Raw genomic sequence first — 26,401 nt, forward strand, 5'->3', positions numbered from 1 at the left:
AAGGCTTCCAGCACCTCAGCCCATGATGCCGTCGTCGAGGACGAACTGCGCCAGTCCGGCGAGGATGAAACACCCGGCGAGCGCGAGGCTCTCGACGACGCCGTAGTCGAAGGGGTACACCGAGAGGGCGAGCCACGTGAGACCGCCGAGGGCGAGCAAGACGACAGTGAGAACCGACGACGAGCGCACTCCCATGGACTCCGCTTCGCCGGACCCGCTCAAAAACGTTCCACTTGAAAGCCAAAGGAGACGGGCGAAACCACCAGCCACAACAGCGTCCAGTCCGAAGCGAGACCATGGACGAGACGGACGCGGAGGCAGACGCCGAGGAGGTGGTCGCGGCCATCGAAGCCGTGGGCGTCGACCGCCTGACCGACGCCATCGTCGGCGCGTGGGAACGGGCCGGACTGGACACCGGGACGCCGACGTGGCCCGACGACGAACCGCGGTTTCGAGTACGACCGCGGGCGGACGACGCGGACGCGAGGGTGGACGTACTCGCGGCGGTACTCGACGCGTCCCCGCGGCGTCCCGACACCGCGTTCCTCTACCTCGACGTCGGGCGGCGCGCGTCCCTCACCGGCCGCCCGCGCTTCGAACTGGAGACGCTCTCGGGCAACCCCGCGGTGACCGTCGACGACGCCCACACCGCCGGCACCGTCCCGCTGACCGGCGAGACGTTCGACGCGGTGGCGACGCTGGCCGACGAGGTGGCCTATCTCGTGGTCAGAGACGCCGACGGCGTCGCTATCGCCGAGTGGCGCGAGGAGACGCTCCGCTTCGCCGTGCCGGACGTCGAGGCGGTGCAAACGACACTCGACGCGGCGACCGCGGACCGCGTCGAACGGTGCTGAGACGGACGACCGGAGCCGCCCGTCAGTCCTCCTGCCAGTAGTAAATCTCCTCTTTCGGCGCGCCACAGGAGGGACACTCCTCAGGGATGTCCTCTATCTGCCCCATCTCGCCGCACTCCCAGCACCGCCACATCAGTTCCGCCTCGCCGGCCTTGCCGGTGGAGACGTGTTCGCTGGAGAGCGCCTCGATGCCCTCCTCGACGGTCACGTAGAACCCGTGCTCGTCGAACCCTCGTATGGTCCCGATTTCGTTCCCCTCGTCGTCGTACACCGTCTGGCCGAACGCGACCTTGTTGCTCTCGGAGCCTGTGGACATGTCACTCATGCAGGTCGACAGTCGTCCCGAAGTGTGTTAAAGACTAGCGCGAGAAGAGGCTATTGTGGACGGGCGCGAAATCCGTCGATTCCTCCGGACTCTCCTGCGTGTCCGAGACGGCGTTGCCGTCGAGTCCCGCTTCGAGGAAGTCCGAGAGGGGCGGGCCGACGCTGTCCGGTTCGACGAGGAAGGCGTCGTGGCCGTAGTCCGAGTCGACGACGTGGTGGGCGACGCCGGTGTCCGTCTCCCGCAGGGCGTCGGCCAGCGCCTCCGACTGCTGGGTGGTGAAGTGCCAGTCGCCGGTGAACGACATCACCAGCGCCTCGCCGTCGAAGGCCGCCAGCGCGTCGGCGTCGGACTCGAACCCCGAGGAGAGGTCGTAGTTGTCCATCGCCCGCGTCAGGTAGAGGTAGCTGTTGGCGTCGAACCGCTCGACGAACTTCGAGGCGTTGTAATCGAGGTACGACTCCACGTCCCGGTAGGGGAAGAAGCGCCCGGCCGGGTCCGTGGGGAACGCGCGTTCGGCCTCCCGGGTCGCGGCCCGACGGCCGAAGCGACGCTCCATGCTCGACTTCGAGAAGTACATCACGTGGCCGATTTCGCGGGCCAGCGCCAGTCCCTCGGTGGGGTGTTCGCCGTCGTAGTAGTGTCCGTTGTTCCAGTTCTCGTCCGTCGTGATGGCCCGGCGGGCGATGCCGTCCAGCGCGAGACACTGCGGGTCCAGTCGGCCGGCGGCGGCGATGGGCACTATCTTCTCGACGTGGTCCGGGTGGCGCTTGGCCCACTCCAAGACGTTCATCCCCCCGACGCTCCCGCCGACGACGGCGTAGAGCGCGGGGATGCCCAGTTCGTCCAGCAGTCGGCGCTGGGCGTCCGTCCAGTCGGCGACCGTGACGGGGGGGAAGTCCGGCCCCCACGGGTCGCCGGTTTCGGGGTTGGTACTCGACGGCCCCGAGGACCCGTAGCAGGACCCCGGGACGTTCACGCAGACCACGAAGTACTCCGTGGTGTCGATGGCCTTGCCCGGGCCGACGATGTCGTCCCACCACGCGTAGGCCTGGTCGCCCTCCTCGAAGCGCCCCCGTGAGGCGACGTGGGCGCTCCCGGTCAGAGCGTGACAGACGAGGACGGCGTTGTCGCCCTCGAACTCGCCGTAGGTCTCGTAGGCGAGTTCGAGGTCCGGAATCGTCTCCCCGCACTGGAACTCGAACTCGCCCACCGAGAGGGTCTGTGACTCGACGCTCATGTGGCTTGGTCGATGGCGGCGTCTATATCTGCGACGATGTCGGCCGGGTCCTCGATGCCGACGCTCATCCGGAGGAGGTCCGGGCTGACGCCGCTCTCGCGCTGTTCTGTCTCGGACAACTGTGCGTGCGTGGTCGAGGCGGGGTGGATGACCAGCGTCTTCGCGTCGCCGATGTTCGCGAGGAACTGCGCCAACTCCGTCTCCTCGCAGAACCGTCGGCTGGCGTCGTAGCCGCCTTCGAGGCCGAAGGTGACGACGCCCCCGAACCCGCCGTCGAGGTACTCGGTCGCGAGGTCGTGCGTCTCGTGTGATTCGAGGCCGGGGTAGGTGACCCACGCCACGTCGGGGTGGTCCCGCAGGTGTTCGGCGACGGTCAACGCGTTCGAACAGTGCCGTTCCATCCGGAGCGAGAGCGTCTCGCTCCCCTGGAGGGTCGCCCACGCGTCGAACGGTTTCTGGCCGTCACCGAGCGAACGGAGGCCGCGCTGACGGGCCGCGACGGCGAACGCCCGGTCGCCGAACCGCTCGGCGAAGTTCGCGTCGAACGCCGGGTTCTGGCCGCCCATCTCGGGGTACTTCTCGGGGTACTCGCCCCACGGGAAGGACCCGCCGTCGGCGAGGACGCCGCCGACGGTGGTTCCGGACCCGTGAATCCACTTCGTCGTGGACTCCCAGACGACGTCTGCACCGTGGTCCAGCGGCCGACAGAGCGCCGGCGTCCCGAACGTGTTGTCCACGAACAGGGGGACGCCGTGGTCGTGGGCCACCGCCGCTATCTCTTCGAGGGGCGGGACGACGAGCGAGGGGTTCCCGATTGTCTCGCAGTGGACGTAGGCGGTGTCGTCGTCGATGGCCGCGGCGTAGGCGTCGGGGTCCAGCGTGTCCACGAACCGCGCCTCGATGCCCCGTCGGCCGGCGGTGTTGGCCAGATAGGAGTGAGTCCCGCCGTAGATAGACGACGCCGAGACGACGTTGTCGCCGGCCGACGCGAGGACCGTCGTCCCGGCGTCCAGCGCGGCCATCCCGGACCCGGTGGCGACGGCGTCGACGGCGTTCTCGAGCGACGCCAGTCTGTTTTCGAGGGTCCGAACGGTCGGGTTGTCGAACCGCGAGTAGACGTTCCCGTCGTCCTCCAGGGCGTAGCGGTCGGCGGCCGTCTCCGCGTCCTCGAAGACGTACGAGGACGTCTGGTAGATGGGCGGGGCGCGCGCCCCGGTCGCCGGGTCCGGTTCCTCCTGTCCGGCGTGGACGCATCTCGTCCCGAATCCGTAGCGGTCGGTCATGTGCAGTATGCATATATCTCCACGCATCTATAACCACGAGTTACGGCAAAACTCTCCCCGTGTGGTTCGATACCACGTTCGAGCGGGCGGAACGGTCGCGAAGCGAGCGGCGAAGGGTCTGCGTGACGCACCCGGTAGTCGGCCACACGCAACAGGGGACCACCCGATAACTACACGGCCGACTACCGTGGTGAACCATTAACTGTCGGGGAGAGTTACAGTACCCATGGACGAGGAGAGCGACGACACCGAGAAGGCGGCGGTTCGGGACGACGTGGCCACCGACCGTCCCCGAATTCCGGAGGCCATACTGGAACTGGACCACGTGTTCGGCGCACTCGCGCACCCGCGGCGGCGCTACCTCTGCTATACGCTACTCACGGAGACGGAGTGGCCGCTGGGCGACCTCGCGACCAAGGTCGCGGCGTGGGAGGACGACGTTCCGGAACACGAGGTGTCCGGCGAGCAGTGGGAACGCGTCTACGTCTCGCTGTATCACGCCCACGTCCCGAAACTGGTCGACGAGGGCGTCGTCACGTTCGACGCCGAGACAGAGACCATCCAGGTCGGTGCGAACGCCGCCCAGGTGCTGGCCGCGCTCGAGGGGATGGGCGCGAGCCTCGATTCGGACCAAGAACGCCACGCCCGGAGTGAGATGGATGACCGAAAGTGACCGACGTGCGGATGGAGCGCCCCGTTCCGGCAGCGCGGAGTGGAAACAGGTCGAACAGCGACACCACGACCCGAGCGAGAGCGACCTCACGACAGACATCGTCTTCGCCGTCGCGGCGGCCAAAGGCATCGCGCCGAGCGACCTCCGACCGTCGCTGTACGAGGCGGTCGACGCCGCCGCCCTCGAGGAGACCTTCTTCGGACAGAACACGGAGTCGGTGTCCCGACAGAGCGCCGGCACGGTCGACTTCCACTACGCCGGGTATCGCGTCGCCGTGGAGAGCGACGGCTGGATACGGGTGTACGAGCCGACCGACTGAGTCGACCCACCGGACCGCGTCGTCGTGACAGACGCGTCGTCCCTCGGAGGATACAAACCGCTGGCACCGAAAGGCCGAGTCGATGACCGACGCCGACGACACGGTCCGGTGCTGGCTGGTCGAACGCTCCAGTTACGGCGACGAGCGGATGGTGACGCTCGTCTACGCCACGCCCGACGGCGACCGCCACCTCCGGAAACAGCTCTCGACGAACCTCCTGATGCGGACGGCCGTGACCGCGGCCAAAGACGTCGAACCCGACCGACTGGAACCGGTCGACGACGAAGACACCCGCGAGCGCTACGCCGCCGAAGCACAGCGGATGGCCGACGCTCACGGCCCAGACGAGGAGGTTTGAGGGAGTTAGCCCCGAAAACGGTCGGTCTGTAACACGAAAGACTATACCGGAGGGCGGCACAACCGGCGCGTATGACCGCCATCGAACTGGACGGCGTCCGCAAGGAGTTCGGGGACGTCGTCGCCCTGAACGGAGTGGACCTCACGGTCGAGGAGGGTGAGGTCTTCGGCTTCCTCGGTCCCAACGGTGCCGGGAAGTCCACCACCATCAACATCCTGCTCGACTTCGTCCGCCCGACGGCGGGGTCCGCGACGGTCCTCGGTCACGACGTCCACGAGGAGTCGAAGGCCATCCGCGAGCGCATCGGCGTCCTCCCCGAAGGCTACGACGTCTACGAGCGCCTGACCGGGCGCGAACACGTGGAGTTCGTCATCGAGTCGAAGGACGCCGACGACGACCCGACGGAACTGCTCGAACGGGTCGGCGTCGCCGACGCCGCCGACCGCCGGGCCGGTGGCTACTCGAAGGGGATGAAACAGCGACTGGTGCTGGCGATGGCACTCGTCGACGAACCGGACCTCCTCATCCTCGACGAACCGACGACGGGACTGGACCCCAACGGCGCCCGCAAGATGCGCGATTTGGTCCGCGAGGAGAGCGAACGCGGCGCGACGGTCTTTTTCTCCTCGCACATCCTCGGACAGGTCGAGGCAGTCTGTGACACCGTCGGCATCCTACAGGACGGCGAACTCATCGCCAAGGACAGCGTCGAGGGCCTCCGCTCGGCCGCGCAGGGCGACATGAAACTCGTCGTCACCGTCGCCGACACCGACGGCCTCGACGCCGCCCTCGAGGAAGTCCGGTCGCTCCCCTCGGTGTCCGGCGTGGCCCGTGACACCGACCGCGTCACCGTCAACTGCGACGGCGGGGCGAAGATGACCGTCCTCAACACCTTCGAGGAGTCAGGCGTCGCCGTCGAGGACTTCGAGACGCAGGAGGCGTCGCTCGAGGACCTCTTCACCGCCTACACCGAGCGACAGGAGGTAGAGGCATGAGCACGTCCGACGCGGGCGGCCTCGCTGGGCTGGACCGCACCCTCCGGAACACCTTCGAGTGGTACACCGTCTCGAAGAAGGAGTTCAAGGACGCCATCCGGTCGAAGGGGCTGTGGCTGTTGGGCCTCATCTTCACGACGGCGTTCATCGCGCCGGTGGCCATCGCGCTGTACACCGGGTTCGGCCAGCAGGGACAGGCCATCCAAGAGCAGGGGATGCAGTTCCTGCTGTCGAGCGTCTACCTCAACATGGTGACGTTCCTGTTGCCCATCATCGCCATCTTCGTCGGCTTCGCCGCCATCTCGAAAGAGCGCACGTCGGGGTCGCTGAAGCTCCTGCTGTCCCTGCCACACTCCCGGAAAGACGTCATCATCGGGAAGGTACTCGGCCGGTGTGCGGTCCTCGGCGTGCCGCTAATCGCCGCCTTCGCCCTCACCGCCGTCTTCCTGACGGCCTCGTCGCTCACCTTCAAGCCGGAACTGTTCGGCCTGTTCGCTCTCTTCACCGTGGTGTTCGCGCTGGTGTTCGTCGCCATCGTCGTCTCCATCTCCGGGGCCTTCGAGAAGAGCCTCTGGTCCGGTGCGGCGAACTTCGTCGTCTACTTCTACTTCACCTTCCTCTGGAACGCCGGCGCCAACGGCGTCGGGAAGATTCTGGCCAACGAACTGGGCGTCACCGGTGCCGTCCGCTGGCACGTCGTCCTGCTGTTGAAACTCGTCAACCCGAATCAGGCGTACAAGACGCTCGTGAACTCGATGCTCGGGTCCGGCGAGGCCCCCTCGCTGTCGGCCCGCTACGGGATGTTCAGTCAGGGCCAGAAGGCGAGTCGGACCATCTGTGCCGACGTCCTCAACGGGTCGCCGCAGGCCCAAGAGGGGATATTCGGCACCGTCATCGCCTGTACGCCCGGGTCCGGGTCCCTGCCGTTCTACTACTCCGACCCTGCCGTCGTCGTGTTCATGCTCGCCTGGATAGGCATCGCCGCGAGCATCAGTTACTACACGTTCAACCTCGCGGACCTGTAACTGGGTTCGTCGCTACGCTTTTTCGATAGCGGCTCAGGACCGCGACAGCCACCAGAAAGCCCCAGATCGGTCGACCGCCGGGCCTCGCTGCGCGCCTCACTCACTTCGTTCGTTACGGTGCTTTCGTCGTCCGGGCCGGTCGACCGCTCGGCCCCTTTCAGTCCCACCCGAGAGGCGGGTCATCGGCCGGAACTCGCTGCCATCGGTGACCGCCGTCACTCGAGTTCGACGCCGTACTCGCGGAGTTTCGCCGCGAATCCCTCGCGGCCGTCCAGCAGTTCGACGTCGTTCGCCTCGGCGTCCTCGCGCTTTCGCTGGCCGGCGTTCTCGCCGACGACGAGAAAGTTCGTGTTGCCCGAGACGCTACTCGTCGCAGAGCCACCGTTGCGCTCTACGACGTCCTGTGCGTCCCCCCGCGTGAGACCGTCGAGCGACCCCGTGAACACGAAGGTCAGACCCGCCAGCGCGTCGCCCCCGGTGGCCTCGGCGGCCTGCGGGTCGACGTGGTCGAGCAGTCGGTCCAGTACCTCGCGGTTGCCCTCGCTCTCGAAGAACTCGACGACGCTCTCGGCGACCTCCGGACCGACGTCGGGGACGGCCTCGAACGCCTCGCGGTCCTCGGCTTCGGCGGCGTCGAGAATCGCCTCGAACGTCCCGAACTCCGCGGCGAGGTTCCGAGCGGTCACGTCACCGACGTGGGGAATCCCGAGGGCGACGACGAAGTCCGCGAGCGGCGGTTCGCGGGCGGCGTCGAGTTCGTCGACGAGGTTCCGCGCGCTGGTCTCGCCCCACCCCTCCAGTGCCGCCAACTCCTCGACCGAGAGGTCGTAGAGGTCTGCGGCGTCGGAGACGAGGCCCGCGTCCAGCAGTTGCTCGACGGCCTTCTCGCCCAGCCCCTCGATGTCGAGGGCGTCGCGGCTGGCGTAGTGCTCGATGGCGCGTTCGCGCTGGGCCGCACACGACAGCCCGCCGGTGCAGAACGCCATCGGGCCGTCGCGCTCGACGGCGCTGTCACACACCGGACAGGTGTCGGGGAACTCGAAGTGCCCCTCGCTACCCTTCTCGACCACCTCGACCACGTCCGGAATCACGTCGCCCGCGCGTTTGATGCGCACGCGGTCGCCCACGTCGACGCCCAACTCCGCGATGAGCGAGGGGTTGTGCAGCGACGCGCGGGTGACGGTGACGCCGCCGACTTCGACGGGGTCCATCAGGGCGACGGGGGTCAGGCGGCCGGTCCGGCCGACCTGCACGACGACGTCTCTGACGGTGGTCTCCTCCTTTCGCGCGGGGAACTTGTAGGCGAAGGCCCAGCGCGGGGCGCGACTGGTCGTCCCGAGCAGGTCACAGGCCTCGGTGTCGTCGACCTTCAGGACGACGCCGTCTATCTCGTAGTCCAGGTCGTCGCGGGCGTCGAGTTGGGCGTCGCGGTAGTCGATGGCCGCCTCGACGTCGTCGACGACGCGCGTGCTCTCACACACTCGGAGGCCCCACTCGGGGAGTCGCTCGTGGAGGTCGGCGTGGCTCTCGAAGTCGGCCGAGGAATCGAGGACGCCGAAGAAGAACACGGCGAGCGGCCGTCGCGCGGTGACGCTGGGATCGAGTTGACGGAGCGTCCCGGCGGCGGCGTTCCGTGGGTTGGCGAAGGGGTCCTCGCCGTTCTCGACGCGTTCCCGGTTGTACGCGGTGAACGCTTCGCGGGGCATGTACACCTCGCCGCGCACCGCGAGGAAGTCGGGGTAGTCCCCCCGCAGGCGCTGGGGGACGCTGGCGATGGTGCGGACGTTCTCGGTGACGTCCTCGCCCACCTCGCCGTCGCCGCGGGTTGCCGCCCGCTTGTACTCGCCGTCTTCGTAGACGACTTCCACCGAGAGGCCGTCGAACTTGGGCTCACAGAAGTACCGCAGGTCGCCGTCGTACTCCGCGTCGGCCAACCGTCGCCGGACTCGCTCGTCGAACGCCCGGGCGTCGTCGGCCTCGCCGCCTTGGTCGATGGACTGCATCGGCGCGACGTGTTCGACCTCCCCGAGTTCGTCCAGCGGTTCGCCGCCCACCCGTTGCGTGGGGCTCCCGTCGGTGTCGAGGCCGAACGTCGACTCGAGAGTCTGCAGGCGCGAGAAGAGCGCGTCGTAGGTTCGGTCGCCGACGACCGGGTCGTTCTCGACGTAGTAGCGGTGGTCGTGATAGCGGATGGCCTCACGCAACTGGGCGGCCTGCTCGCGGGCCTCGTCCTCGCTCAGTTCCTCGGCGGGGTCGAACTCGGTCGGTGGGTCCTCCACGTAGGGGTTGTCTGTCTCGGGGTCGTCGACGGCTGCCATTGTCCGTTCTCGGGGGGGCGGGCACTAAGCCGCTACGTCACGTAGCCGTCGCAACTGGGCGGCGAGAGAAATTATTTATCGTCGGAGAGTCTGCCGCAATAATATGGACGGCTCGCCCGACGCCAGCACCGTCGTCTACGCTGGACCCCTCCTCGCGCTCTGTTCGCTCGCGGCCACTGGCATCACAATCGCGACCTACGAACAGCCCGACACCGGCGGGACGAGCGCCGCTGGTCTCTTCTTCGGGTACCTCATCCTCGCCAGCACCGTCGCACTGGTCGGGAACGCCTTACTGGCCGCCCACGTGCGGTGGGGCCGGCCGGCGACGTGGTCGCGCCGGTTCTTGCTGGCCGGCGGCGTCTCCGGGAGCATCGCCGCGGCCGCCGTCGTCCTCCTGACCGTCGCGAACCGACTCCCGAACGGCCTCCTCGCGCCACAGGTGGACGGCTCGCTCGGGTCCGTGCTGTTCGCAGCAATCGGGGCGGGGACGCTGGGCGTGGTCGGTTGTGCCGGAATCGCTCTGCTCGTGCTGGGCGTCCGGACGCTGGCCGGTGGCCTCCCCCCGGACGACGCGGCCGGCTAGTCCGCGACGTGGCCGGACTTGCGCGCTGTCAGCGGACAGCGGCCTACAGGTCCGCGACGTCCTCGATGGCGTCGGTGAGTGCCTCGATGCTCTCGACGGTGTGTTCGCCCATGTGGCCGATGCGGAACGTCTTCTCGCCGAGCGCCGACCCGTAGCCGTTCGAGAAGACCATGTCGTACTCCTCGGAGACGGCCTCGATGGTCGCGGCGACGTCGATGTCCTGCGTGTTCTCGATGCAGGAGACCGTCTGGGAGCGATATCCTTCCTCGGCGAAGAGGTCGAAGTGTTCGCGGGCCCAGTCGTGGACGTACTCGGTCATCTCCGCGTGGCGCTGGTCACGACCCTCGTGGGTCTCTTCGAGCATGTACTTCATCTGCTTGCGGTAAGCCAGCATGACGGGAATCGCGGGCGTGGAGTGGGTCTGGCCCTTCCGGTCGTAGTAGTCCAGACAGCGCTGGAAGCCGCCGTACCACGACGCCGACTCCTTCTCGACTTCGCGGTCGTAGGCGTCGTCGCTGACGACGCAGACCGCGAGGCCGGGCGGCATGGCGAAGGCCTTCTGGGTCGAGGCGAAGATGACGTCGATGCCGTGTTCGTCGATGTCGACGTAGTCGCCGCCGAGTGCGGAGACAGCGTCGACCACGAAGTAGGTGTCCGGGTACTCCGCGACGACGTCGCCGATCTCCTCGATGGGGTTGCGGACGCCGGTCGAGGACTCGTTCATGACGGTCGCCACGACGTCGTAGTGCTTGTCGCTCTGCTCTAGCGTCTCGCGAATGTCCTCGGGTTTGATGGCCTGTCCCCACTCGTACTCGAGGCGGTCGACGTCCTTCCCGAGCCGTTCGGCGACGTTCGCGTGGCGCTCGCTGAAGCTCCCGCAGGTCGGCACCAGGATGTTCTCGTCGACGAGGTTGAGCGTCGAAGCCTCCCAGAACTCGGTCCCGGAGGCCGTGAGGATGATGACCTCGTTGTCGGTGCCGAGGAACTCCTTGGTGTCCTCGACGATGGTCGTGTAGAGGTCGGTCATCCGGTCCATGCGGTGGCCGAACATCGGTTGGGCCATCTCCTGGATGACGTCCTCGCGGACCTCGGTCGGGCCGGGAATGTACAGCGTCTTGTCGGCGTAGTCGTCCTTGTATTCCTGTTTCTTAGTCACGGGAGCCACCCTAGTAGGTGGTCCCTCGTCGTGGGGGGGTATGGTAGTTTTGATACCGCCGTGAGCGTCACTCGACGAGACGGCGCACCGCGAACAGCACCAGCCCCGCGTACAGCGCCGGTCCGAGCAGGTTCAGGACGCTGACCCCGACGAACCCGCGGAGGAACGCCGCCAGCAACCACAGCGCGAACGGGACGAACGCGAGCGCCGTCCCGCCGTCGCGGATGGCGTCCGCGACGGTCGGTTGACGGGCCGCATAGAGACCGACGCCGACGGCGGCCGCCAGATACGCCAGCGTCACGCCCGGCGGCGAGACGATTGGCAGGGTCACGAACGCCGCCACAGCGAGGACGACGCCCACCACCGTCGGCCCGTTCTCTCGCCGCTGGAGGGCACGGACCGCCCCGTCCACGTCGCCCGCCTCCAGCGCGGACTCGAACCCAGCGCTCTCGTCCCCGTCGTAGCCGACGACGCGGCCGCCGTCCGCGTCCACCGGTTCCCCGAAGTCCTGCCCGCAGTGCATACACCACGTCGCCGTCGCACTGACCTTGCCGTCGCAGTGCGGACAGCGAGGGTCGCTCACCATACCCGTCTGTCGGTGCGGTGACGAGATAGCCGTTGGGGTCGGGGGAGCATTGAAATCGGACGGTCCGCATACACGGTGTATGGACTGGGTGGAACGGGCCGGTGACCTCCTGTACGACGGCGAGACGATACGGGAGCAAGTGCGGGTCGGCGACGGCGGCGTCGTGGTGACGAGCCACCGGCTACTGGCGTTCACGCCGGACCGCGACGGGTCGAACTACCGACAGGTCGACCGCCCGAACGTCGAAGGGGTCGCACAGGCGACGAGCGGGAACACCGCGTTCCTCGAACAGGGCGTGAAGGCGCTGGTGGCCGGCGTCGTCCTCCTCGCCGCCGGCCAGATGGTGAGTCTCGACGGCCTCGTCGCCGGCGCCTCGCTGGACAGCGCCGGCACCGCCGGCGCCGTCGGCCTCGGGCAGATGATGGGCCTCTTACAGGGGATGCTCCGCCTCATGGCCCGACTCGACGACGTCATGACGCTGTTCGGCGGGCTAGCGCTGGCGTTCGCCGCCGTCGTCTTCGCCGTCTACCTCTGGAGTCGGGAGGGACTGCTCGTCGTCTCGGTGGCCGGAGCCGAGGACATCGAACTCACCGCGCCCGAGAACGACGCCGTCGTAGAGCGCGTCCGGGCCGCCGTCCGTCCCGGACCGTCGACGCCGGCCGACGACAGACAGTCACCAGCAGCGGACGACCCGCTGGCGTGACGTTCAACTCCGCCGAGCGCCAACCCCGAGGCGATGGACTCAGCGGACGTGCGCGACAGGGCGGGTGACCTCCCCAGAGAGCCCGGCGTCTACCAGTTCGAGGACGACGAGGGGCGCGTGCTGTACGTCGGGAAGGCCGTGGACCTGCGGGAGCGCGTGCGGTCGTACGCCGACCCGAGGAGCAACCGCATCGCGAAGATGGTCGGCCGCGCCGCCGTCGTCGACTTCGCGGTCACCGACACGGAGACGCAGGCGCTGCTGTTGGAGGCGAACCTCATCAAGCGCCACCGGCCGCCGTACAACGTCCGCCTGAAAGACGACAAGTCCTACCCGCTCGTGCAGTTGACCGACCACCCCGTCCCGCGCATCGAGGTGACCCGGGACCCCGCCGACGGCGCGACAGTGTACGGCCCGTTCACGGACAAGGGCCGCGTCGAGACGGTGGTGAAGGCCCTGCGGGAGACCTACGGCCTGCGGGGGTGTTCGGACCACAAGTACAGCAACCGCGACCGCCCCTGTCTCGACTACGAGATGGGCATCTGCACCGCCCCCTGCACCGGCGAGATTAGCGACGGCGACTACGCCGCCGACGTGGCGAGCGTCGAACGGTTCTTCGAAGGCGAGGTGGGCGTCCTCGCCGACCCACTCCGCCAGGAGATGGACGCCGCCGCCCAAGCACAGGAGTTCGAGCGCGCGGCGAACCTGCGGGACAAACTCGGTGCCGTCGAGGCCCTCCACGGCGAGGGCGATGCGGCGGTCAGCGACGCCGGCGCGACGGCCGCGACGGACGTGTTGGGGGCCGTCGTCGAGGGGGACCGGGCCGTCGTCGCCCGCCTGCACGCCGAGGGCGGGAAACTGGTCGAACGGGAGCGCCACACCCTCGACGCTCCCGACGGCGAGGGACCGGCCGGCGTCTACCGCGCGTTCATCACCCAGTACTACGCCGAGCGCGACCTGCCCGGCGCCATCCTGTGTGCCGAGGACCCCGCCGACGCCGAGATAGCGCGGTGGCTGGAAAGCGAGGGCGTCGACCTCCGGGTACCGGGTGCGGGCCGGGAGGCGACGCTGGTCGACCTCGCGCTGAAGAACGCCCGACAGCGCGGCGGGACGGACGACGAGGTGGGTGCGCTGGCCGACGCGCTTGGCATCGACCGCCCCGAGCGAATCGAGGGGTTCGACGTGAGCCACGCACAGGGGCGAAGCGTCGTCGGGTCGAACGTCACCGCCGTCGGCGGGTCCCCCGAGAAGTCGGACTACCGGCGGAAGAAACTCACCGAGCGCAACGACGACTACGCGAACATGCGCGAACTGGTCCGCTGGCGGGCCGAACGCGCCCTCTCTGGCCGGGACGACCGACCCGACCCGGACCTGTTGCTCGTCGACGGCGGCGACGGGCAGTTGGGTGCGGCCCGCGACGCCCTCGCCGAGACGGGGTGGGACGTGCCCTGCGTCGCCCTCGCCAAGGACGAGGAACTGGTGATTACCCCCGACGGGGGTCCAGCGAGCGCAGCGAGTGGGGCCTCGTCGCAAGCGGAGCGAAGCTACGGTGTGTACGACTGGCCCGACGACGCCCCGCACCTCCACCTCCTCCAGCGAATCCGCGACGAGGCCCACCGCTTCGCGGTGCAGTACCACCAGACCCTCAGGGACGAGGTGTCGACGGCGCTGGACGACCTTCCGGGCGTGGGCCCGGAGACGCGCAAGCGACTGCTCCGCCGGTTCGGGAGCGTCGAGAACGTCCGGGCGGCGTCGGTGGACGAACTCCAGAGCGTCGACGGCGTCGGCGCGGCCACCGCCGAGACGATTCGGACGCAGAGGTTCGGAAGGTAGGGGTGACTACAAACGAACCCGGGGTGATTTCGAGAATTCACCGCGATCTTGACCCTTGACCGCAGCTCGATGCCGAGGCTCCCAGGTTTACTTACTGAATACTGATAGGAACGGGTGAAATACCGAAGAAAATCAGGAACGCGTCGCTACCGGCTCGCAGGAGATCAACGAGAAATCACCGCGCGTTAGTCAGGCGGGTCAAGCCCACCATCACAGAACATCAAGACCAGCGCCGACGCTAAGAAGTCCGGCATCGTCACCAGTGGGTCCAAACGGTCGTCCCACCGAGATCGACCATAGTCATCGTACGCCTCCGTCACCAGGACCTTGAGCGAGTGATCGACCAGCCTCCAGATGTTGTACAGCAAGCAGCTGAACACGAACGAGAAGTACCGCATCCGGAAGTCCTTCGACGCGATGGACGGGAGTAACGGCTTGATCATCTTGTACTCGATCTCGATATCCCACCGCCTCGAATAGCGGTCAACGAGTCCAATCGCGTCTGCCGCGGACACATCCTCACGGTTCGTGATGAACACCGTGTACTTCACGTCATTTTCCTCGGTATGGACCCACTCGTCGTCCTTCGCCGGGACGTACATGAAGTTCAAATCGTGACTACGGCCGTTTTCACCGACTGTGTCATCGGTTTCAGCGTCAACGTACTGTGTCCGATTCTCATCCAGATACAACGTCGCAGGGCGAACCCGACTCTTCAACGTCGGGTCATACCTCACCGCATTCACCTCTTGCTTCGTCAACTTCGAATTCTTCTTTTTCGGAAGTAGGTACGTCACGTCGTGGTACTGGTCCAAGACGTGAGCAACCTCGTGATTCTCGAACTCCCGGTCAGCTAGCACGAGGTGAATATCCACGAGTTCAGTTGCCTGCTGCATCAACCGGTCAACGATCTCTGCCCACGAGACTGACTCGCCATCCTCGCCTTCCCACGTCGAACTATGCCGAACCGGTTCAACAGCCAGAATGATTGGGTCATTCCGCCCCACGATAGAGAGCGTCGCGTACTCGTACGCCGGTCCCTCCCCTTTGCGCCCGTTAATCATTTCAGGGTAGTTCGCCTTCGGAACGCGCTTTATATTCTTCTCCTTATCCACGACGACTTGCTCATCACCTGGCTCTTCTTCATCCCTTGGCTTGTATGGTGAGACACTGTACGGGACACGGATCGTGTCAATCGCCACAACAACCGGTTCTGAAAACACACCAGCGGACTTGACCGTCTCAAGTAGGCGACCGACCGCACCACTGAACTGGGGTTGGATTGTGTCTGCCACCCGCCTCCAACTTGGAATCGGCTTGAACCCCGGAACGAAGTCCTCGAACGTGTATTGGTATGCATCCGGTGTTCCTAGTTTCTTCACCGAGCGTAGGTGGGTGTCGTTGTGAAGTGCATCGCTCCGGAATTTGTTGAACGTCCGGAACGCCGACCGAGTCCCAGCTCGGTTAGACAAGCTCATCAGTAACTGGTGTTCCCAAATCGTCCGGTCTTCATGCTTAATGTTGTGCGCCCGACCAGTATCGAATGCTGGACACACATCGTCTAACGCCGTTGTAATGACTCCCGGTGCGTGCTTATCGACGTAATGATGGAGGGGAGTTGAACTCTGACTAATCTCACTGGGAGACGGGTTATCATCTGGTTCCCGGAGTTCACTGGACCGTATCCCACGATTCCTTGCTTCGTTGCAAATACCGTCTGCGACGTCTCCGATCAGCTGCCGGAGACCGTGTGAAAACCGCTTCCGCTCTGTGTATGAAATTGCTTGCTGAGTTGGGACACGACTCAAGTTGAAGTGCTGTTTCAAATACGGCCACTTCTGCAGGCGGTCCGCAACTTCAGATTGACTGTACCCTGTGATTTGCATGTACAGGTACACGCGAAGCATCGGCTCGAAATCGAACGTCTTGCTTGACGTGATTGAGTACTCGTCGTGTAGCTCCTCGGTTGGGAAGTTGATATCACGAATTACTCGTGAAACGTTGTCGTGAACATCGAATAGCGCGGCTGCTTGCGCCACTAACCGGTTTTCGAGGTTTTCGGGCGGGGTGTCAGTCATCCCACCCTCCGTGGAGACGACCCGTGCCTCGCCTCCAGTGGAAATTCGGAGGGTATGACCCCAACGTTTCGTACTTCCTCTTGGCGTCTCGCCTCCCGGTGACTGTGGTCGGCGTCGTCACTACAGAAAGGCCGATACCCGTTCGGGTGGGCCTTGGAGCGCGCCCAAGTGACGAGCGTGTAGTGACGGTCATGCCGGTCTGCGAGTATCGCCAGTCGTCCAGGGATGTCAGTCGAAGTCGTGAGCGAACCGGACGTGGAGGGCTGCAGTGCGGATCACAGACCGGTCTGACTGGTCGAACCGGCGACGCCAAACGTGGGATAGGAGTTGCTGCGAAGGAGCACGAGGGAGATCAAACTCGGCAGTCTCTCCGTGTGTGATAAGGTGATCAATCAGCTCGCTTGACGAGAGTCCACGTGCGTGCTTGTACAAGAACAACGCAGCAAGCGACTCTAGTGGGTACTCGCGTGAGGAGCTTTGCGCAGGCCCAGTAAACCAGTCACGTCGGATGTCAAGCTTTGACACAAGACTGGAGAGCGTGTCGCACTCTTGACTGTGTTCAGCGGCTTGGTCGGCAATCTTCGATACTGCTTCACGGTCGGTCTGTACTGAACTGATATCTACTTTCATTCGTAGTTGACTCATTGCGGGTTTGTCTTATCCGGGCGGGCGATTCTTCCGAAACCGAATCTCCAATGCCCGGCTGAACTACTGTAGAAGGCCGATAGACAAGTTAATGCGCGGTGACTGTAGTTTGATACTATACCTCGATTCGGAACCTACTACACTATGAATCAAACTTCAGAATGAACTGAACTGCGAAGTATTTGTGCCGGGGGTGAACACGTAGGAACAATGGTGAAAGCAATCAGTGGGTACTTAGAGCGCAGTGGGTCTATCGGGATTCTCGTTAATCTCAAAAGCGACAGTAAGCGGTTCAATGAACTGAAAGACCTCGTCGGTGTGAGTCCTTCCACATTATCGAAACGCCTGGAAGAAGGTCGGGAGTTGGGAGTGATTACCACCCAACTCGGACAAGACGAGTTTGAGCGCGATCAGCGTGCAGTCCACCACGAGTACATGATCACCGACCGAGGGCTGCTTGTCCTCAGTAAGATGGAAGAGTTCGATGTGATTTTCGCCTACCGGAAGCTGCGTGAAGCAGAACAACGACTCAATGAAGGTATCGAAGACATGCACGACTGGATTGCAGAGGATTCCGACCGTATCGCTCTCGCAGCGGAAGTCCATCCCACGAAGGACAGAGAAGGTGAAGACGTAACAGGCATTCGTCTTTAGCTAAGACACACACCTCGGTTGTGTAGCGGTAGCGAGCGTCTCTTGAAGGATCGGTCGTTGCTGGTGAATCTTCTGAGCGTCCTCGATCAATCGCTCCAGCAACGGCGGTGGCGAGTAACCGAGGAACTCACCGAGTTCGTGGAGGATGAGCTGGGCGTGCGACCGGAAGGTCGCCGCCCAGCGTTCCGGCGGAAACACGATCTCATCGTCGGCCTGCTCGGTGACTAGATCCAACAGCTCACGACTCACCAGCAGTGACAGCAACGCCGCATACAGCAGAATTTTCACCACATCCGGGTCGCTTGTGTCGAACTCGTCCAACTCGTACTGCGTCTTCAGTTCACGAAACAATGTTTCTACCTCCCATCGACACCGATACAGCGTTGCTAGATCCGCCGGGAAGAACTCGTCTCGTGGCAAGTTCGTGATGTACAGATGGTAGTTGTCGGCGTCCTCGTCACGGACGCCGACGACGCGGAACCGCTTCGTGTCCAGCGAACGCGTCCCTTCGTACTGACCTCGTTTGAACTCCGCTTCGACCTCCACGTCGATGTACTTCCGCGAGATATCATCGATTACATCCTGAATCTGCTTGCCCTCCAAGGGAATGGCGCGCCCGCGCCATTCCCGTAACTCCTCCGTTACCACTGGATTCGCGCTCTTCTTCAGCCGACTCACGAAGTGGCCGTCGTTCTCATCGATCAACGCGAACCGGCGGTACTTGAAGTACGCCAGATCGAGCAAAACTAGCCGTCCGTGCAGCCACGAACCCGTCTTGAACAGCGTGCTGTCGTGTGTTTTCTCGTCAGTCACGTCGAGTCGTTCAATCGTCTTGTCGGTAGCATTGTGGAGCAGGTGGAGCTTCGCTCCAGCCTGCTCCTCGTGACGTGCCTGGAACTCATCAGAGAGGAACTCGTGCAACCGCAACACGGTTCCATCAGCGATCATCACGTCCCTAAATCGGTCGATATCAGCGTCAACAGCGTCGGGTACAGCGACCTCGTCGAGACCGTGCTCGACGAGGTCGCGGAGGTACTCCGCGAGCGTCGGCGTCAACCGGTGATAGAAGCCACCGGGAGAGATCGTCTCGTCGGCTGTCGAGTTGTAGCTGCGTCTGAAGCCAGCGAGTGTTCGGCTCTCGCCTGCGGCGAAGCCGAACACGAGCGTCCACACGAGGACAGGAACCTGAAGCTTGCCCTCTCGCTCGACCACGCCGAGTTCCTCGGCGTGCTCTTCGAGGAACTCGGAGGGAAACAGTGTAGTGAGCCGACGCATGATTCTCGATGAGGAGGCTTTGGTGTGCACAGCCGTCGCCTCCTCACTCCTCTCGAAAAGAAGTCTCGATAAGCCGCTGCTGTCACGTGGTTCTCGGATTAGCTAAAGACGGATGGCCGGATGCCATAGATGAGTGGGTCGAAGCCGATAGCGACGAGGCACTTGACGACGCCTTCGATCAAGCAGACGACAATACCGTATACAACCTCGGTGCGACGGAAGCAGAAGTCGAAGAATTCCGCCAAGACCTCGAAACTGACTTGGAGATCCTACAGGGCTGGTACGAGCGTGTCAGCGTCGTTACGCAAGACGACGACGAAAAACTCGATACCCTAGGAGAGACGCTCGTCGACATCGCCGAGGACGCCGAAGAAGATGCCGAGACAGACCCTGAACTCGAAAAGGAAGAAGCATTCCGACAGAACCGGAAGGTCGTCATCTTCTCCTACTACGCCGACACAGTCGAGTGGATTCTGGACTACTTGGAAGAGCGCGTCCAGAACGACGAGACGCTCTCTTGCTACGAGGGACGAATTGCTGGCGTGACTGGCGACGGGTCGGTTCGGGGAATCACCAGAGAAGACGCGGTTCACGGCTTCGCTCCTGACTCAGCAGATGCGCCTGCGGGCGTCGAGGATCAGTACGACATCCTCGTTACGACCGACGTGCTCGGCCAGGGCGTCAACCTCCAGCAAGCCCGGAACGTCATCAACTACGACCTGCCGTGGAACCCGATGCGTGTCGTCCAGCGAAACGGTCGGATCGACCGCATCAACTCGCCCCATCCCGAGATATTCCCGATGACGTTCTTCCCCGAAGATCGGCTCGATGACCTGCTCGAACTCGAACTTCGAGTTCGTCAGAAGGTAACCCAGGCGGCCCGATCCGTCGGCCTTGACAGCCAGGTAATCCCGGACATGGACACGATGCAGCAGAACTTCTCAGACCGCATTGAGGACATTGAGTCGATTCGAGATGAAGACGAGGAGGTCTACGAGAAGGGTGGTGGCCAAGCAGCGGCGTACTCAGGTGAAGAGTACCGGCAGGAGCTGCGCGAAGGTCTAGAAGACAGGGAGGACCAGATCACATCGCTTCCGTGGGCGGCAGGATCTGGATTCCGCTCTGAGAACCCAGGGTACTTCTTCTGTGCTCGTGTGGGGGATGAATCGTTCATGCGATTCGTCCCAGCCGACGACGGAAGTGAGATAATCGACGACACGCTCACCTGCCTCCAGCGGATCGACTGTGACCGCGATACCGATCGCAAACTCCCGAATGAGTTCAAAGAGGGCGTATACGGTGCGTGGGAGGACGCGAAAGAAGACGTCTGGCAGCAGTGGCAGGAACAGACGGACCCACGTGCTGTCCAACCAGACGTCCCGAAGGCATTCCGCGAAGCGATTGAGCACGTGCGGGATTACTGGCCGTCAGACTTGACGCAGAACCGGCAGGAGGAGCTAATCGACTCGCTGGGTGCACCGTGGCCACAGCAGTACGAGCGTGAGATGCGAGAGGTCGTTCGCGATGAGAACTTGGATGGGGAAGAGAAAGCCCGCCGAATCGCTGAGAAGGCTGATGATCTTGGCCTACAACCGTACGACGCACCCGAGCCGCTTCCGCCAATCCGGGAGGAAGAGGTCAAACTGATCTGCTGGATGGCTGTCGCTCCAGAACAAACAGATGAAGACGAAAGCGGCCCGTCCCTGGTCTCGCAAACGACACTACAGTAGTTTAATCGATGCAACAATTCGACATCGGCGATAGAGTCCGATTGGACATCCCAGACGAAACCGACCCGGACTATCGGTTACACGGGGAGCATGGCACGATTGCGAAACTCTTGGTCGATGACGCTGGGGGTCTGACCGGGGACTCTCGGGACTCACGACTGTACCGGGTTGAGTTGGATTCGGGACAGACCGTTGATGTACGATGGCGCAGTCTACGACCACCAATCGAGGAGTGAGTTCCCAGACCCATCGCTATGGCCTGCTTTGTTCAGCCATCGTTAGAGTTGGCTGGGTGTAAGCAGCCACCACTTCGGTTACATCCTGTAAGCGGGTGGCGGTCATTCATATTATCCTGGTGGTGAAACCGGACTCTACGAGAAGCCACAAGGAGGTCACCGAGGAAAGTGAACGAATCGTCCGGGTCACCGAAGATACTGGTCGAAATTATTCGGCATCCACCAGAGAGATGTGGGGGTTGTCCTCGAGAGAGCGCTTGATTCCAGGGGCATGGTGGCCACCCGTAATCAGGCACGCAGTCACATCATCGTGACTCGTCGCATACTGCTCGATGTCTCGGGCCATCTTGGCATTTCTTGATTGGAGTGTGCCGGCAAGGAAGAGGACGAACAACCCCATTCCAGTGAAAAGAGCGAGCGTCAATAACTGGATCAAAGGGGTCGTATATGTGAACAAGCGATCTACGAACTCAGGTATCGCGAGGGCAGCGAGCAGGACGACGATCCCGTGCCCAATAACCCACAGGTAGCGGCTTTCCGTGAGTAGTCGGTGTACGTTCTGATCGGTGTGGATGATTTCGGCCTCGTGTTCATCTGAGAAATGGGTGACAATCTGTTGGTCGTCTTTCCCGGTCAAGGCCGCCCAAACAGTAAGAATAGCTACCCAGAGATACATCGTCACCACCAGCACAGGTAGTGAGAGGAAATTCCCCGTAACCGTCTTGATTCCAGGGCTATCTGAGCGTGGAGCTTCGACGAAGACGACGTCAACCTTGCCAACGGCTTCTTCAATCGCCTCAATTCGCTTCTCGGGACGAGTCATATGATAACCACCAGAAATGTACAGGCGCATCTGATGGCTATTCATGAGAGATTCGCCTCTTCAAACGCCTGGTTCACGACCTCTTGTGTTGGGGAGTTCAGATACGGTTCAATGGCTTGGAACGAGTCCCAGCCACCGATAGCCATGACAACGCGGGGATTCATCTGCTCGTCGACGAGCAACCTCTGCGCGAAGCGGCGTCGAAGGTCGTGGCTGCTGACGTAGAGAAAATCGTCGTCACCGGTCTCTTCAGCGGCACGTTCAGCAGTGCGCTTGACAGCGTGTCGAACCCCGCGTTCAGACAGATCGATTAGCGGCTCGTGCCGATCGATGTCCTCGGCAGTCTGGTATCGGTGAATGTCCCCTTCGACGTCCCGGGGCAGGTAGGCATTCCTGGGTTTTCCGCCGTTGCCGGTCGTGTCCTTGCCTTCGGGGACCCGGAGTCGGTAGTGCTCACCATCGTCGGTTCGCTTCACGTGGTTCGGACGAATTTGCGGGATCTCGAAAGCCCGAAGCCCGACGTATCCCCCAAGTTGGATGATCAAGTCGTCCCGGTGACTTTCAGCAGCACGACGCAACTCTCGCAGTTCTTCGTCGGTCATCCAGACCTTGTACTCGCCCTCTTTTGCCGTCGCCTCGAGTCTCATTGTGATTTGTTAAAACAAGTATTCACTAAACAGTCTGGATCTCGCCTCAATCGGCCCCTTGGCACCGGGGATTACCGCAGTTTGTTTCCGACTTGTCCAAGAAGTCGTCAGTCAAGGAGTAGTCTAAAGAGTACACATCATGCCTCGTCTACCCCGTGTCGCAACGCTCTCCAGCTAAACCACAGCAGACCGAGAGCAAGGCCCGTAACATGCGCTGAGACTGCCACACCATCTGGTCGTGGTTCCAGCCCAACGAACCGTTGGACGGTCACCCACGCATCGGTAGCCAAGTAGGCTAAGACGACTAGAATCCCAAGTCCTGCCAGAAATTCTCTCGCTTCAAATTCGAAGGACTCGATGCGTCGAACGAGGAGGATGAGTAACACTGGAAGCCAGTACCCGGTCAACGCCATAGTGAGTCCGCTTGCTCCTCTCGACAGTCCCCCGTACTCGAATACCACCGGCAGATAGAGAGCAAGGTAGGGAATCATCACCGCGAATACGAGGAACGTAATTCGGCCCACACGCCGCTCAGTCCACGCGCCGAGCAGAACGAACACGAGCAGGTTCTGCCAAAGATGATTGAACCCTGCGTGCATCCATGGGGCGAGAAGTGTGTAGGACAGCGGCGTGATAGCGGGTGAAGTGAGATGGATGATCCCCATGCCCAGCGTAAGAGTACAAGTAGCCCAGGGGATGTCATCGATCGTCATGGGAGAATGTTGGGAGTTTCAACAGACTCCACTCACTTAGAACACTTCGACGGTGGTGTGTCTCTGCCTTTGCTTATCGGGTGAGATGTCTAACTCGTGCAATTCCTCTGCACTATCTGATGTGGTGAATCACAACCACCGTTCCGTAGGCCGTTTCTTGCCCAATCTATTTCAGGCACTTTGACAATTACGTCAATCATGGTCAAGGAGGCAGTTCCAGAGTCAGAGTCTATTCGTGAGATCCTTCCTCGATTGAATACGTCCTTGTTCATTCCCTGCCTCCAGCGAGACTATTGCTGGAACCAGAACCAAATCAAGATGCTGTGGGACTCATTACTCAGGGGTCTGCCGCTGGGATCTCTCCTAATCTGGGACGACGAGGGGGAAGGAGCCAGAACAGAGCCGGCGTATTCATTCATCCAACATTACGTTGATGAGCGAGCGTATTCTTGGGACGACGGCCCTCAACGGTACAGTCAACGATATACTTTTGAAGAGCTTCCTGACTCTTACTCGCTCGTGCTCGATGGCCAACAACGGCTAACGTCCTTTTATCTCAGTCTCACAGGGAGCTTTACGACCCGGAAGCACGGCGGGTGGAAAAGTAATCGGGGGGCGTGGAACAAGCGAGAGTTGCATTTCGACCTGTTATCCGGAGACAAGGCAGAAGACCACGATCGGGACCTCGTATACGACTTTGATTTCCGGAAAGGAAGCGGGCTGAGCGAGTCAGGTGATAGTTACTGGTTCCCGGTAAATGAGCTTGTAAATGCGCCTGAGGAGCTGACGCACGATTCTTTTCTTGAGAAGGACACACTATTGAGTGAGAAATTACCAGAGATCCAGCGAAAAGTCGAAGCAGATGAATCCTCGAAGGTGGAAAAGAATCTGAAACGCCTGTGGTGGGGTGTTAATCAGCGTGAGGCAATTCTCTACGAAACGACTCTAACTGACGAAAGAACCGCTCGAGAGCTATTCATTCGACGGAATAAGGCCGGTAAAGTTCTGACGGGGGTAGATATACTACTGGCGTTGCTCACGGGATACTGGGAGCGCGTAGACGACGAGAGCAAGCCAACAGACGCGAAAAAGCAGATCGAGAAGTTCACCGAGAAGCTCTCGGCAAATGAGGAACTCTCCAACTTTGGTTTTACTTTCGGCAAGAACTTCGTGCTCCGCACACTCCTATTATTCTCTGACGAACGCCCAGCTTTCCGGAAGAATGGCCGATATGACGGCGATAGACTGAGGAAGGCCGAGGAAATCTTCCAGGACGAAGGATTTGAGCGAGCGATCCACGATGCCTTCGCGGTTTCTTCTGAACTTGGATTCCACAGCGGGGCACTCTCCAGCAAGAACGTCGTCACACCTGTTATTCAGTATCTCCACGAAAATGAGACGCCCACCACACCAGCAGAAAGGCACTCCATCCACTACTGGCTGGCAACAACTGTCCTGAACGGCGTATTCGGGAATATCGGGTCAGAACGAGTTCTAAAGACTGCCAGAGAGCATATTCGGAAATCTGAAACCGGCGATTTCCCGGCAACAGAGATTCTGAATGACTTACGAGGAAGTGGGGCAGTCATTCGGTTAGATGAGGAAGTATTTGACGACCTAGTGGACGAAATCGATTACCGTTCGGGTTCACGTCGGAATGTGCTCCTCACCCATCTCTATGAGGACCGTCGAGCAGGATTCAGAGAGTATGAGGTTGACCACATCTTCCCACGGGGCAAGTTGGGGGATGAAGAGTATCTTCGCGACCAGGGAGTAGAGTCAGAGCAGATTGAGTGGTACAAGGAGAACCGGGATCACATCGCTAATCTCCAACTTCTTAGTGCCGAAAACGGCGAGAATCAGTCGAAGAGTGATAGAGATTTGACCGACTGGCTTGACCGACTTGATGACGGCAAAGTGGACTCAGTTAAGGGCAGAGAAGACTACTTCGACCAACATTACGTACCGTCTGACCCCAAACTACACGAGTACGAGAGCTATCCAGAATTCCTGAATGAGCGGCTCAAATTGATGAGAACACGGTTGGAGGAAGAGCTGCCGTTAAAGGAGCCAGAAGAGACAACAACGATTTCGGCTTGATGACGCCTAAGTAAGAGAGGGGGACTGAGCGGTTCTTCAAACGAGCTCCTCGATGGCTTTGCGAAGAACCTTCGAAGCTTCTGTGACTGCCGAACGGGTGATGTATTCACGGTCAGAGTGTGCAACTGGCCCCTCATCGTCAGCGAGTACACCTGGCCCAAACACGACTGTCGGCGCATCATCGGCGAAGTACGACGCTTCGGTCGCTGCCCCAAACGGCCGAATCTCCCCGCCACTGGCGGTAGCAAGTGTCTGTACGAGCTCGGCTTGAAGATTAGTCGCAAAAGCGTCTGGATTGGGGCTATCTGGGTAGGCCGCGCCCACTTCGTAGTCGAACTCGCCTGGAAGTCGTTGTTCGAGATATGAGTCAAGACTAGTGACGAAGTCGTCGATGGTTTCTGGTGGGACTGTACGGCGGTCGAAGCTAACTGTACATTCCGAGGGAATCTGGTTGAGTGGTCCTCCCCCTTCGACTCGCGTTGGCGCAAGCGTGGGTCTGCCGAGTAATTCGTGTTCGCCCGGCCCACAATGCGTGTCATACTCTTCAAGCGCCTCGATGAGTGCGCCTACTGCGCGAAGCGGGTTACTTCCGGAGTTGGGCTCGCTGGCGTGGGCGCTTTCGCCGGAAATTGTGACGTAGCCACCGAAATTACCTCGGGCAGCGGGACAGACGTCGAGCCTGGTTGGTTCGCCCACGATGTATCCGTCAGCGGTTAGCTCGTCGCCGAGATGTGCGCCGCCGAGTTGTGAGGTTTCTTCGTTCGGGGAGATCGCGAGTGTCAATCGGCCGTCACCGATTGTGGCCGAGAAGAAGGCATCAAGCATCGCTGCAAGCGGGCCTTTCGCGTCACACGCACCTCTTCCTCGTACGACGTCGCCATCACGTTCGAATGGGAGATGCGGTGGGACGGTATCGATATGGGTGTTCAAAACAAGGTGTGTGCCGTTGTTTCCAGCGGTCTCACGAGCAGCGACGATGTTCCCGGCCTCGTCGATCTCGGGATCATGACCTTCTTTTTGGAGGGTCTCGACGACGAGTTCCTGCATTTCCATGACGTCTTCGTGAGAGGGTATCTGAACTGCCCGACGGTGGAACTCACCGCGGTCAAAGGTCATAGATGGCCTTTCTGACTGGAAGACAATAACCAATCGTGGAGGCACGGATGGCGGTCTGCCCTACTTTGGGTGAGTTGTTCTGGGATGATTGGCGCGTGATTGCTGCACTCAAGCCTTGTCTCGCCGATCATCACGTGGT

General features: G+C 62.2%; 26 protein-coding genes. 13 read left to right on the plus strand and 13 right to left on the minus strand.

The features are described 5' to 3' along the window. Positions 1 to 15: 15 nt before the first annotated feature. Positions 16 to 195 (minus strand): hypothetical protein, encoded by a 180-nt coding sequence (locus Hhyl6_RS11830; RefSeq protein WP_483739393.1) that lies wholly within the window; start codon positions 193 to 195, stop codon positions 16 to 18. Between the two features lie 101 nt (positions 196 to 296). Here Hhyl6_RS11830 and Hhyl6_RS11835 point away from each other — a divergent pair, with 101 nt between their 5' ends. Next, on the plus strand, positions 297 to 854 hold the full coding sequence (locus Hhyl6_RS11835) for a hypothetical protein (protein WP_483739394.1): 558 nt from the start codon (positions 297 to 299) through the stop codon (positions 852 to 854). Between the two features lie 22 nt (positions 855 to 876). Here Hhyl6_RS11835 and Hhyl6_RS11840 read toward each other — a convergent pair whose 3' ends face one another. Genes Hhyl6_RS11840 through Hhyl6_RS11850 form a run of 3 tightly spaced genes read right to left on the minus strand, consistent with a single transcriptional unit; the run spans position 877 to position 3,699 of the window. Continuing rightward, complete coding sequence (locus Hhyl6_RS11840) at positions 877 to 1,179, minus strand: DUF7130 family rubredoxin-like protein (RefSeq protein WP_483739395.1); 303 nt, start codon at positions 1,177 to 1,179, stop codon at positions 877 to 879. Positions 1,180 to 1,213: 34 nt separating this feature from the next. Then, complete coding sequence (metX, locus tag Hhyl6_RS11845; RefSeq protein WP_483739396.1) at positions 1,214 to 2,416, minus strand: homoserine O-acetyltransferase MetX; 1,203 nt, start codon at positions 2,414 to 2,416, stop codon at positions 1,214 to 1,216. Beyond that, complete coding sequence (locus Hhyl6_RS11850; RefSeq protein ID WP_483739397.1) at positions 2,413 to 3,699, minus strand: O-acetylhomoserine aminocarboxypropyltransferase/cysteine synthase family protein; 1,287 nt, start codon at positions 3,697 to 3,699, stop codon at positions 2,413 to 2,415. The genes metX and Hhyl6_RS11850 overlap by 4 nt, the downstream gene beginning before the upstream one ends. 226 nt (positions 3,700 to 3,925) lie before the next feature. Here Hhyl6_RS11850 and Hhyl6_RS11855 point away from each other — a divergent pair, with 226 nt between their 5' ends. From Hhyl6_RS11855 to Hhyl6_RS11875, 5 genes are all read left to right on the plus strand, one after another. Beyond that, entirely contained in the window at positions 3,926 to 4,372 is a 447-nt protein-coding gene (locus tag Hhyl6_RS11855; RefSeq protein ID WP_483739398.1) for a DUF7344 domain-containing protein, read from the plus strand. Further along, entirely contained in the window at positions 4,359 to 4,691 is a 333-nt protein-coding gene (locus tag Hhyl6_RS11860; protein WP_483739399.1) for a HalOD1 output domain-containing protein, read from the plus strand. The genes Hhyl6_RS11855 and Hhyl6_RS11860 overlap by 14 nt, the downstream gene beginning before the upstream one ends. Before the next feature lie 82 nt (positions 4,692 to 4,773). Beyond that, positions 4,774 to 5,049 carry a DUF7967 family protein gene (locus tag Hhyl6_RS11865; protein WP_483739400.1) on the plus strand — a complete coding sequence of 92 codons (276 nt, stop codon included), beginning with the start codon at positions 4,774 to 4,776 and terminating at the stop codon, positions 5,047 to 5,049. Between the two features lie 71 nt (positions 5,050 to 5,120). Next, positions 5,121 to 6,044, plus strand: a complete 924-nt coding sequence (locus Hhyl6_RS11870; RefSeq protein ID WP_483739401.1) for an ABC transporter ATP-binding protein — start codon at positions 5,121 to 5,123, stop codon at positions 6,042 to 6,044. Beyond that, positions 6,041 to 7,069, plus strand: a complete 1,029-nt coding sequence (locus Hhyl6_RS11875) for an ABC transporter permease subunit (RefSeq protein WP_483739402.1) — start codon at positions 6,041 to 6,043, stop codon at positions 7,067 to 7,069. The genes Hhyl6_RS11870 and Hhyl6_RS11875 overlap by 4 nt, the downstream gene beginning before the upstream one ends. Positions 7,070 to 7,284: 215 nt before the next feature. Here the strand turns inward: Hhyl6_RS11875 and ligA are convergent, their stop codons facing one another. Then, on the minus strand, positions 7,285 to 9,387 hold the full coding sequence (ligA, locus tag Hhyl6_RS11880) for an NAD-dependent DNA ligase LigA (RefSeq protein WP_483739403.1): 2,103 nt from the start codon (positions 9,385 to 9,387) through the stop codon (positions 7,285 to 7,287). Between the two features lie 103 nt (positions 9,388 to 9,490). On the opposite strand from ligA, the gene Hhyl6_RS11885 reads away from it, so the two are divergent. Then, on the plus strand, positions 9,491 to 9,970 hold the full coding sequence (locus Hhyl6_RS11885) for a hypothetical protein (RefSeq protein ID WP_483739404.1): 480 nt from the start codon (positions 9,491 to 9,493) through the stop codon (positions 9,968 to 9,970). Between the two features lie 43 nt (positions 9,971 to 10,013). Here Hhyl6_RS11885 and Hhyl6_RS11890 read toward each other — a convergent pair whose 3' ends face one another. Continuing rightward, on the minus strand, positions 10,014 to 11,126 hold the full coding sequence (locus Hhyl6_RS11890; protein WP_483739706.1) for a pyridoxal-phosphate-dependent aminotransferase family protein: 1,113 nt from the start codon (positions 11,124 to 11,126) through the stop codon (positions 10,014 to 10,016). A gap of 67 nt (positions 11,127 to 11,193) precedes the next feature. Continuing rightward, positions 11,194 to 11,712, minus strand: a complete 519-nt coding sequence (locus tag Hhyl6_RS11895; RefSeq protein ID WP_483739405.1) for a hypothetical protein — start codon at positions 11,710 to 11,712, stop codon at positions 11,194 to 11,196. 79 nt (positions 11,713 to 11,791) lie between these two features. Here Hhyl6_RS11895 and Hhyl6_RS11900 point away from each other — a divergent pair, with 79 nt between their 5' ends. Both Hhyl6_RS11900 and Hhyl6_RS11905 read left to right on the plus strand, forming a co-directional pair. Then, positions 11,792 to 12,415, plus strand: coding sequence for a hypothetical protein (locus tag Hhyl6_RS11900; protein ID WP_483739406.1), 624 nt, complete (start codon positions 11,792 to 11,794; stop codon positions 12,413 to 12,415). 33 nt (positions 12,416 to 12,448) lie between these two features. After that, a complete protein-coding gene (locus Hhyl6_RS11905) occupies positions 12,449 to 14,245 on the plus strand; it encodes an excinuclease ABC subunit C (RefSeq protein ID WP_483739407.1) in 1,797 nt (598 codons plus the stop codon). A 185-nt stretch (positions 14,246 to 14,430) separates the two neighbouring features. Here the strand turns inward: Hhyl6_RS11905 and Hhyl6_RS11910 are convergent, their stop codons facing one another. Further along, on the minus strand, positions 14,431 to 16,323 hold the full coding sequence (locus tag Hhyl6_RS11910) for a transposase (protein ID WP_483739408.1): 1,893 nt from the start codon (positions 16,321 to 16,323) through the stop codon (positions 14,431 to 14,433). Between the two features lie 855 nt (positions 16,324 to 17,178). On the opposite strand from Hhyl6_RS11910, the gene Hhyl6_RS11915 reads away from it, so the two are divergent. Continuing rightward, positions 17,179 to 17,622 (plus strand): winged helix-turn-helix transcriptional regulator, encoded by a 444-nt coding sequence (locus Hhyl6_RS11915; protein ID WP_483739409.1) that lies wholly within the window; start codon positions 17,179 to 17,181, stop codon positions 17,620 to 17,622. Here Hhyl6_RS11915 and Hhyl6_RS11920 read toward each other — a convergent pair whose 3' ends face one another. Continuing rightward, positions 17,623 to 18,897: an IS4 family transposase gene (locus Hhyl6_RS11920; RefSeq protein WP_483739090.1), complete on the minus strand. Its 1,275-nt coding sequence runs from the start codon at positions 18,895 to 18,897 to the stop codon at positions 17,623 to 17,625. An 86-nt stretch (positions 18,898 to 18,983) separates the two neighbouring features. Between Hhyl6_RS11920 and Hhyl6_RS11925 the strand changes: the two genes are divergently transcribed. Then, on the plus strand, positions 18,984 to 20,627 hold the full coding sequence (locus tag Hhyl6_RS11925; protein WP_483739410.1) for a C-terminal helicase domain-containing protein: 1,644 nt from the start codon (positions 18,984 to 18,986) through the stop codon (positions 20,625 to 20,627). Positions 20,628 to 20,635: 8 nt separating this feature from the next. Then, positions 20,636 to 20,863 (plus strand): DUF8139 family protein, encoded by a 228-nt coding sequence (locus Hhyl6_RS11930; RefSeq protein WP_483739411.1) that lies wholly within the window; start codon positions 20,636 to 20,638, stop codon positions 20,861 to 20,863. A 208-nt stretch (positions 20,864 to 21,071) separates the two neighbouring features. Here the strand turns inward: Hhyl6_RS11930 and Hhyl6_RS11935 are convergent, their stop codons facing one another. The 3 genes from Hhyl6_RS11935 to Hhyl6_RS11945 form a co-directional block, all read right to left on the minus strand. Continuing rightward, entirely contained in the window at positions 21,072 to 21,686 is a 615-nt protein-coding gene (locus Hhyl6_RS11935) for a hypothetical protein (protein WP_483739412.1), read from the minus strand. 41 nt (positions 21,687 to 21,727) lie between these two features. Continuing rightward, positions 21,728 to 22,333 carry a site-specific integrase gene (locus Hhyl6_RS11940; protein ID WP_483739413.1) on the minus strand — a complete coding sequence of 202 codons (606 nt, stop codon included), beginning with the start codon at positions 22,331 to 22,333 and terminating at the stop codon, positions 21,728 to 21,730. Positions 22,334 to 22,470: 137 nt separating this feature from the next. Continuing rightward, positions 22,471 to 23,046, minus strand: a complete 576-nt coding sequence (locus Hhyl6_RS11945) for a rhomboid family intramembrane serine protease (protein ID WP_483739414.1) — start codon at positions 23,044 to 23,046, stop codon at positions 22,471 to 22,473. Positions 23,047 to 23,244: 198 nt separating this feature from the next. Here Hhyl6_RS11945 and Hhyl6_RS11950 point away from each other — a divergent pair, with 198 nt between their 5' ends. Next, positions 23,245 to 25,146: a DUF262 domain-containing protein gene (locus Hhyl6_RS11950; RefSeq protein WP_483739415.1), complete on the plus strand. Its 1,902-nt coding sequence runs from the start codon at positions 23,245 to 23,247 to the stop codon at positions 25,144 to 25,146. A gap of 36 nt (positions 25,147 to 25,182) precedes the next feature. Here the strand turns inward: Hhyl6_RS11950 and Hhyl6_RS11955 are convergent, their stop codons facing one another. Further along, a complete protein-coding gene (locus Hhyl6_RS11955) occupies positions 25,183 to 26,262 on the minus strand; it encodes a M20 family metallopeptidase (RefSeq protein ID WP_483739416.1) in 1,080 nt (359 codons plus the stop codon). Positions 26,263 to 26,401 lie beyond the last annotated feature (139 nt).

It is taken from the genome of Haloarcula sp. H-hyl6 (assembly GCF_056934455.1).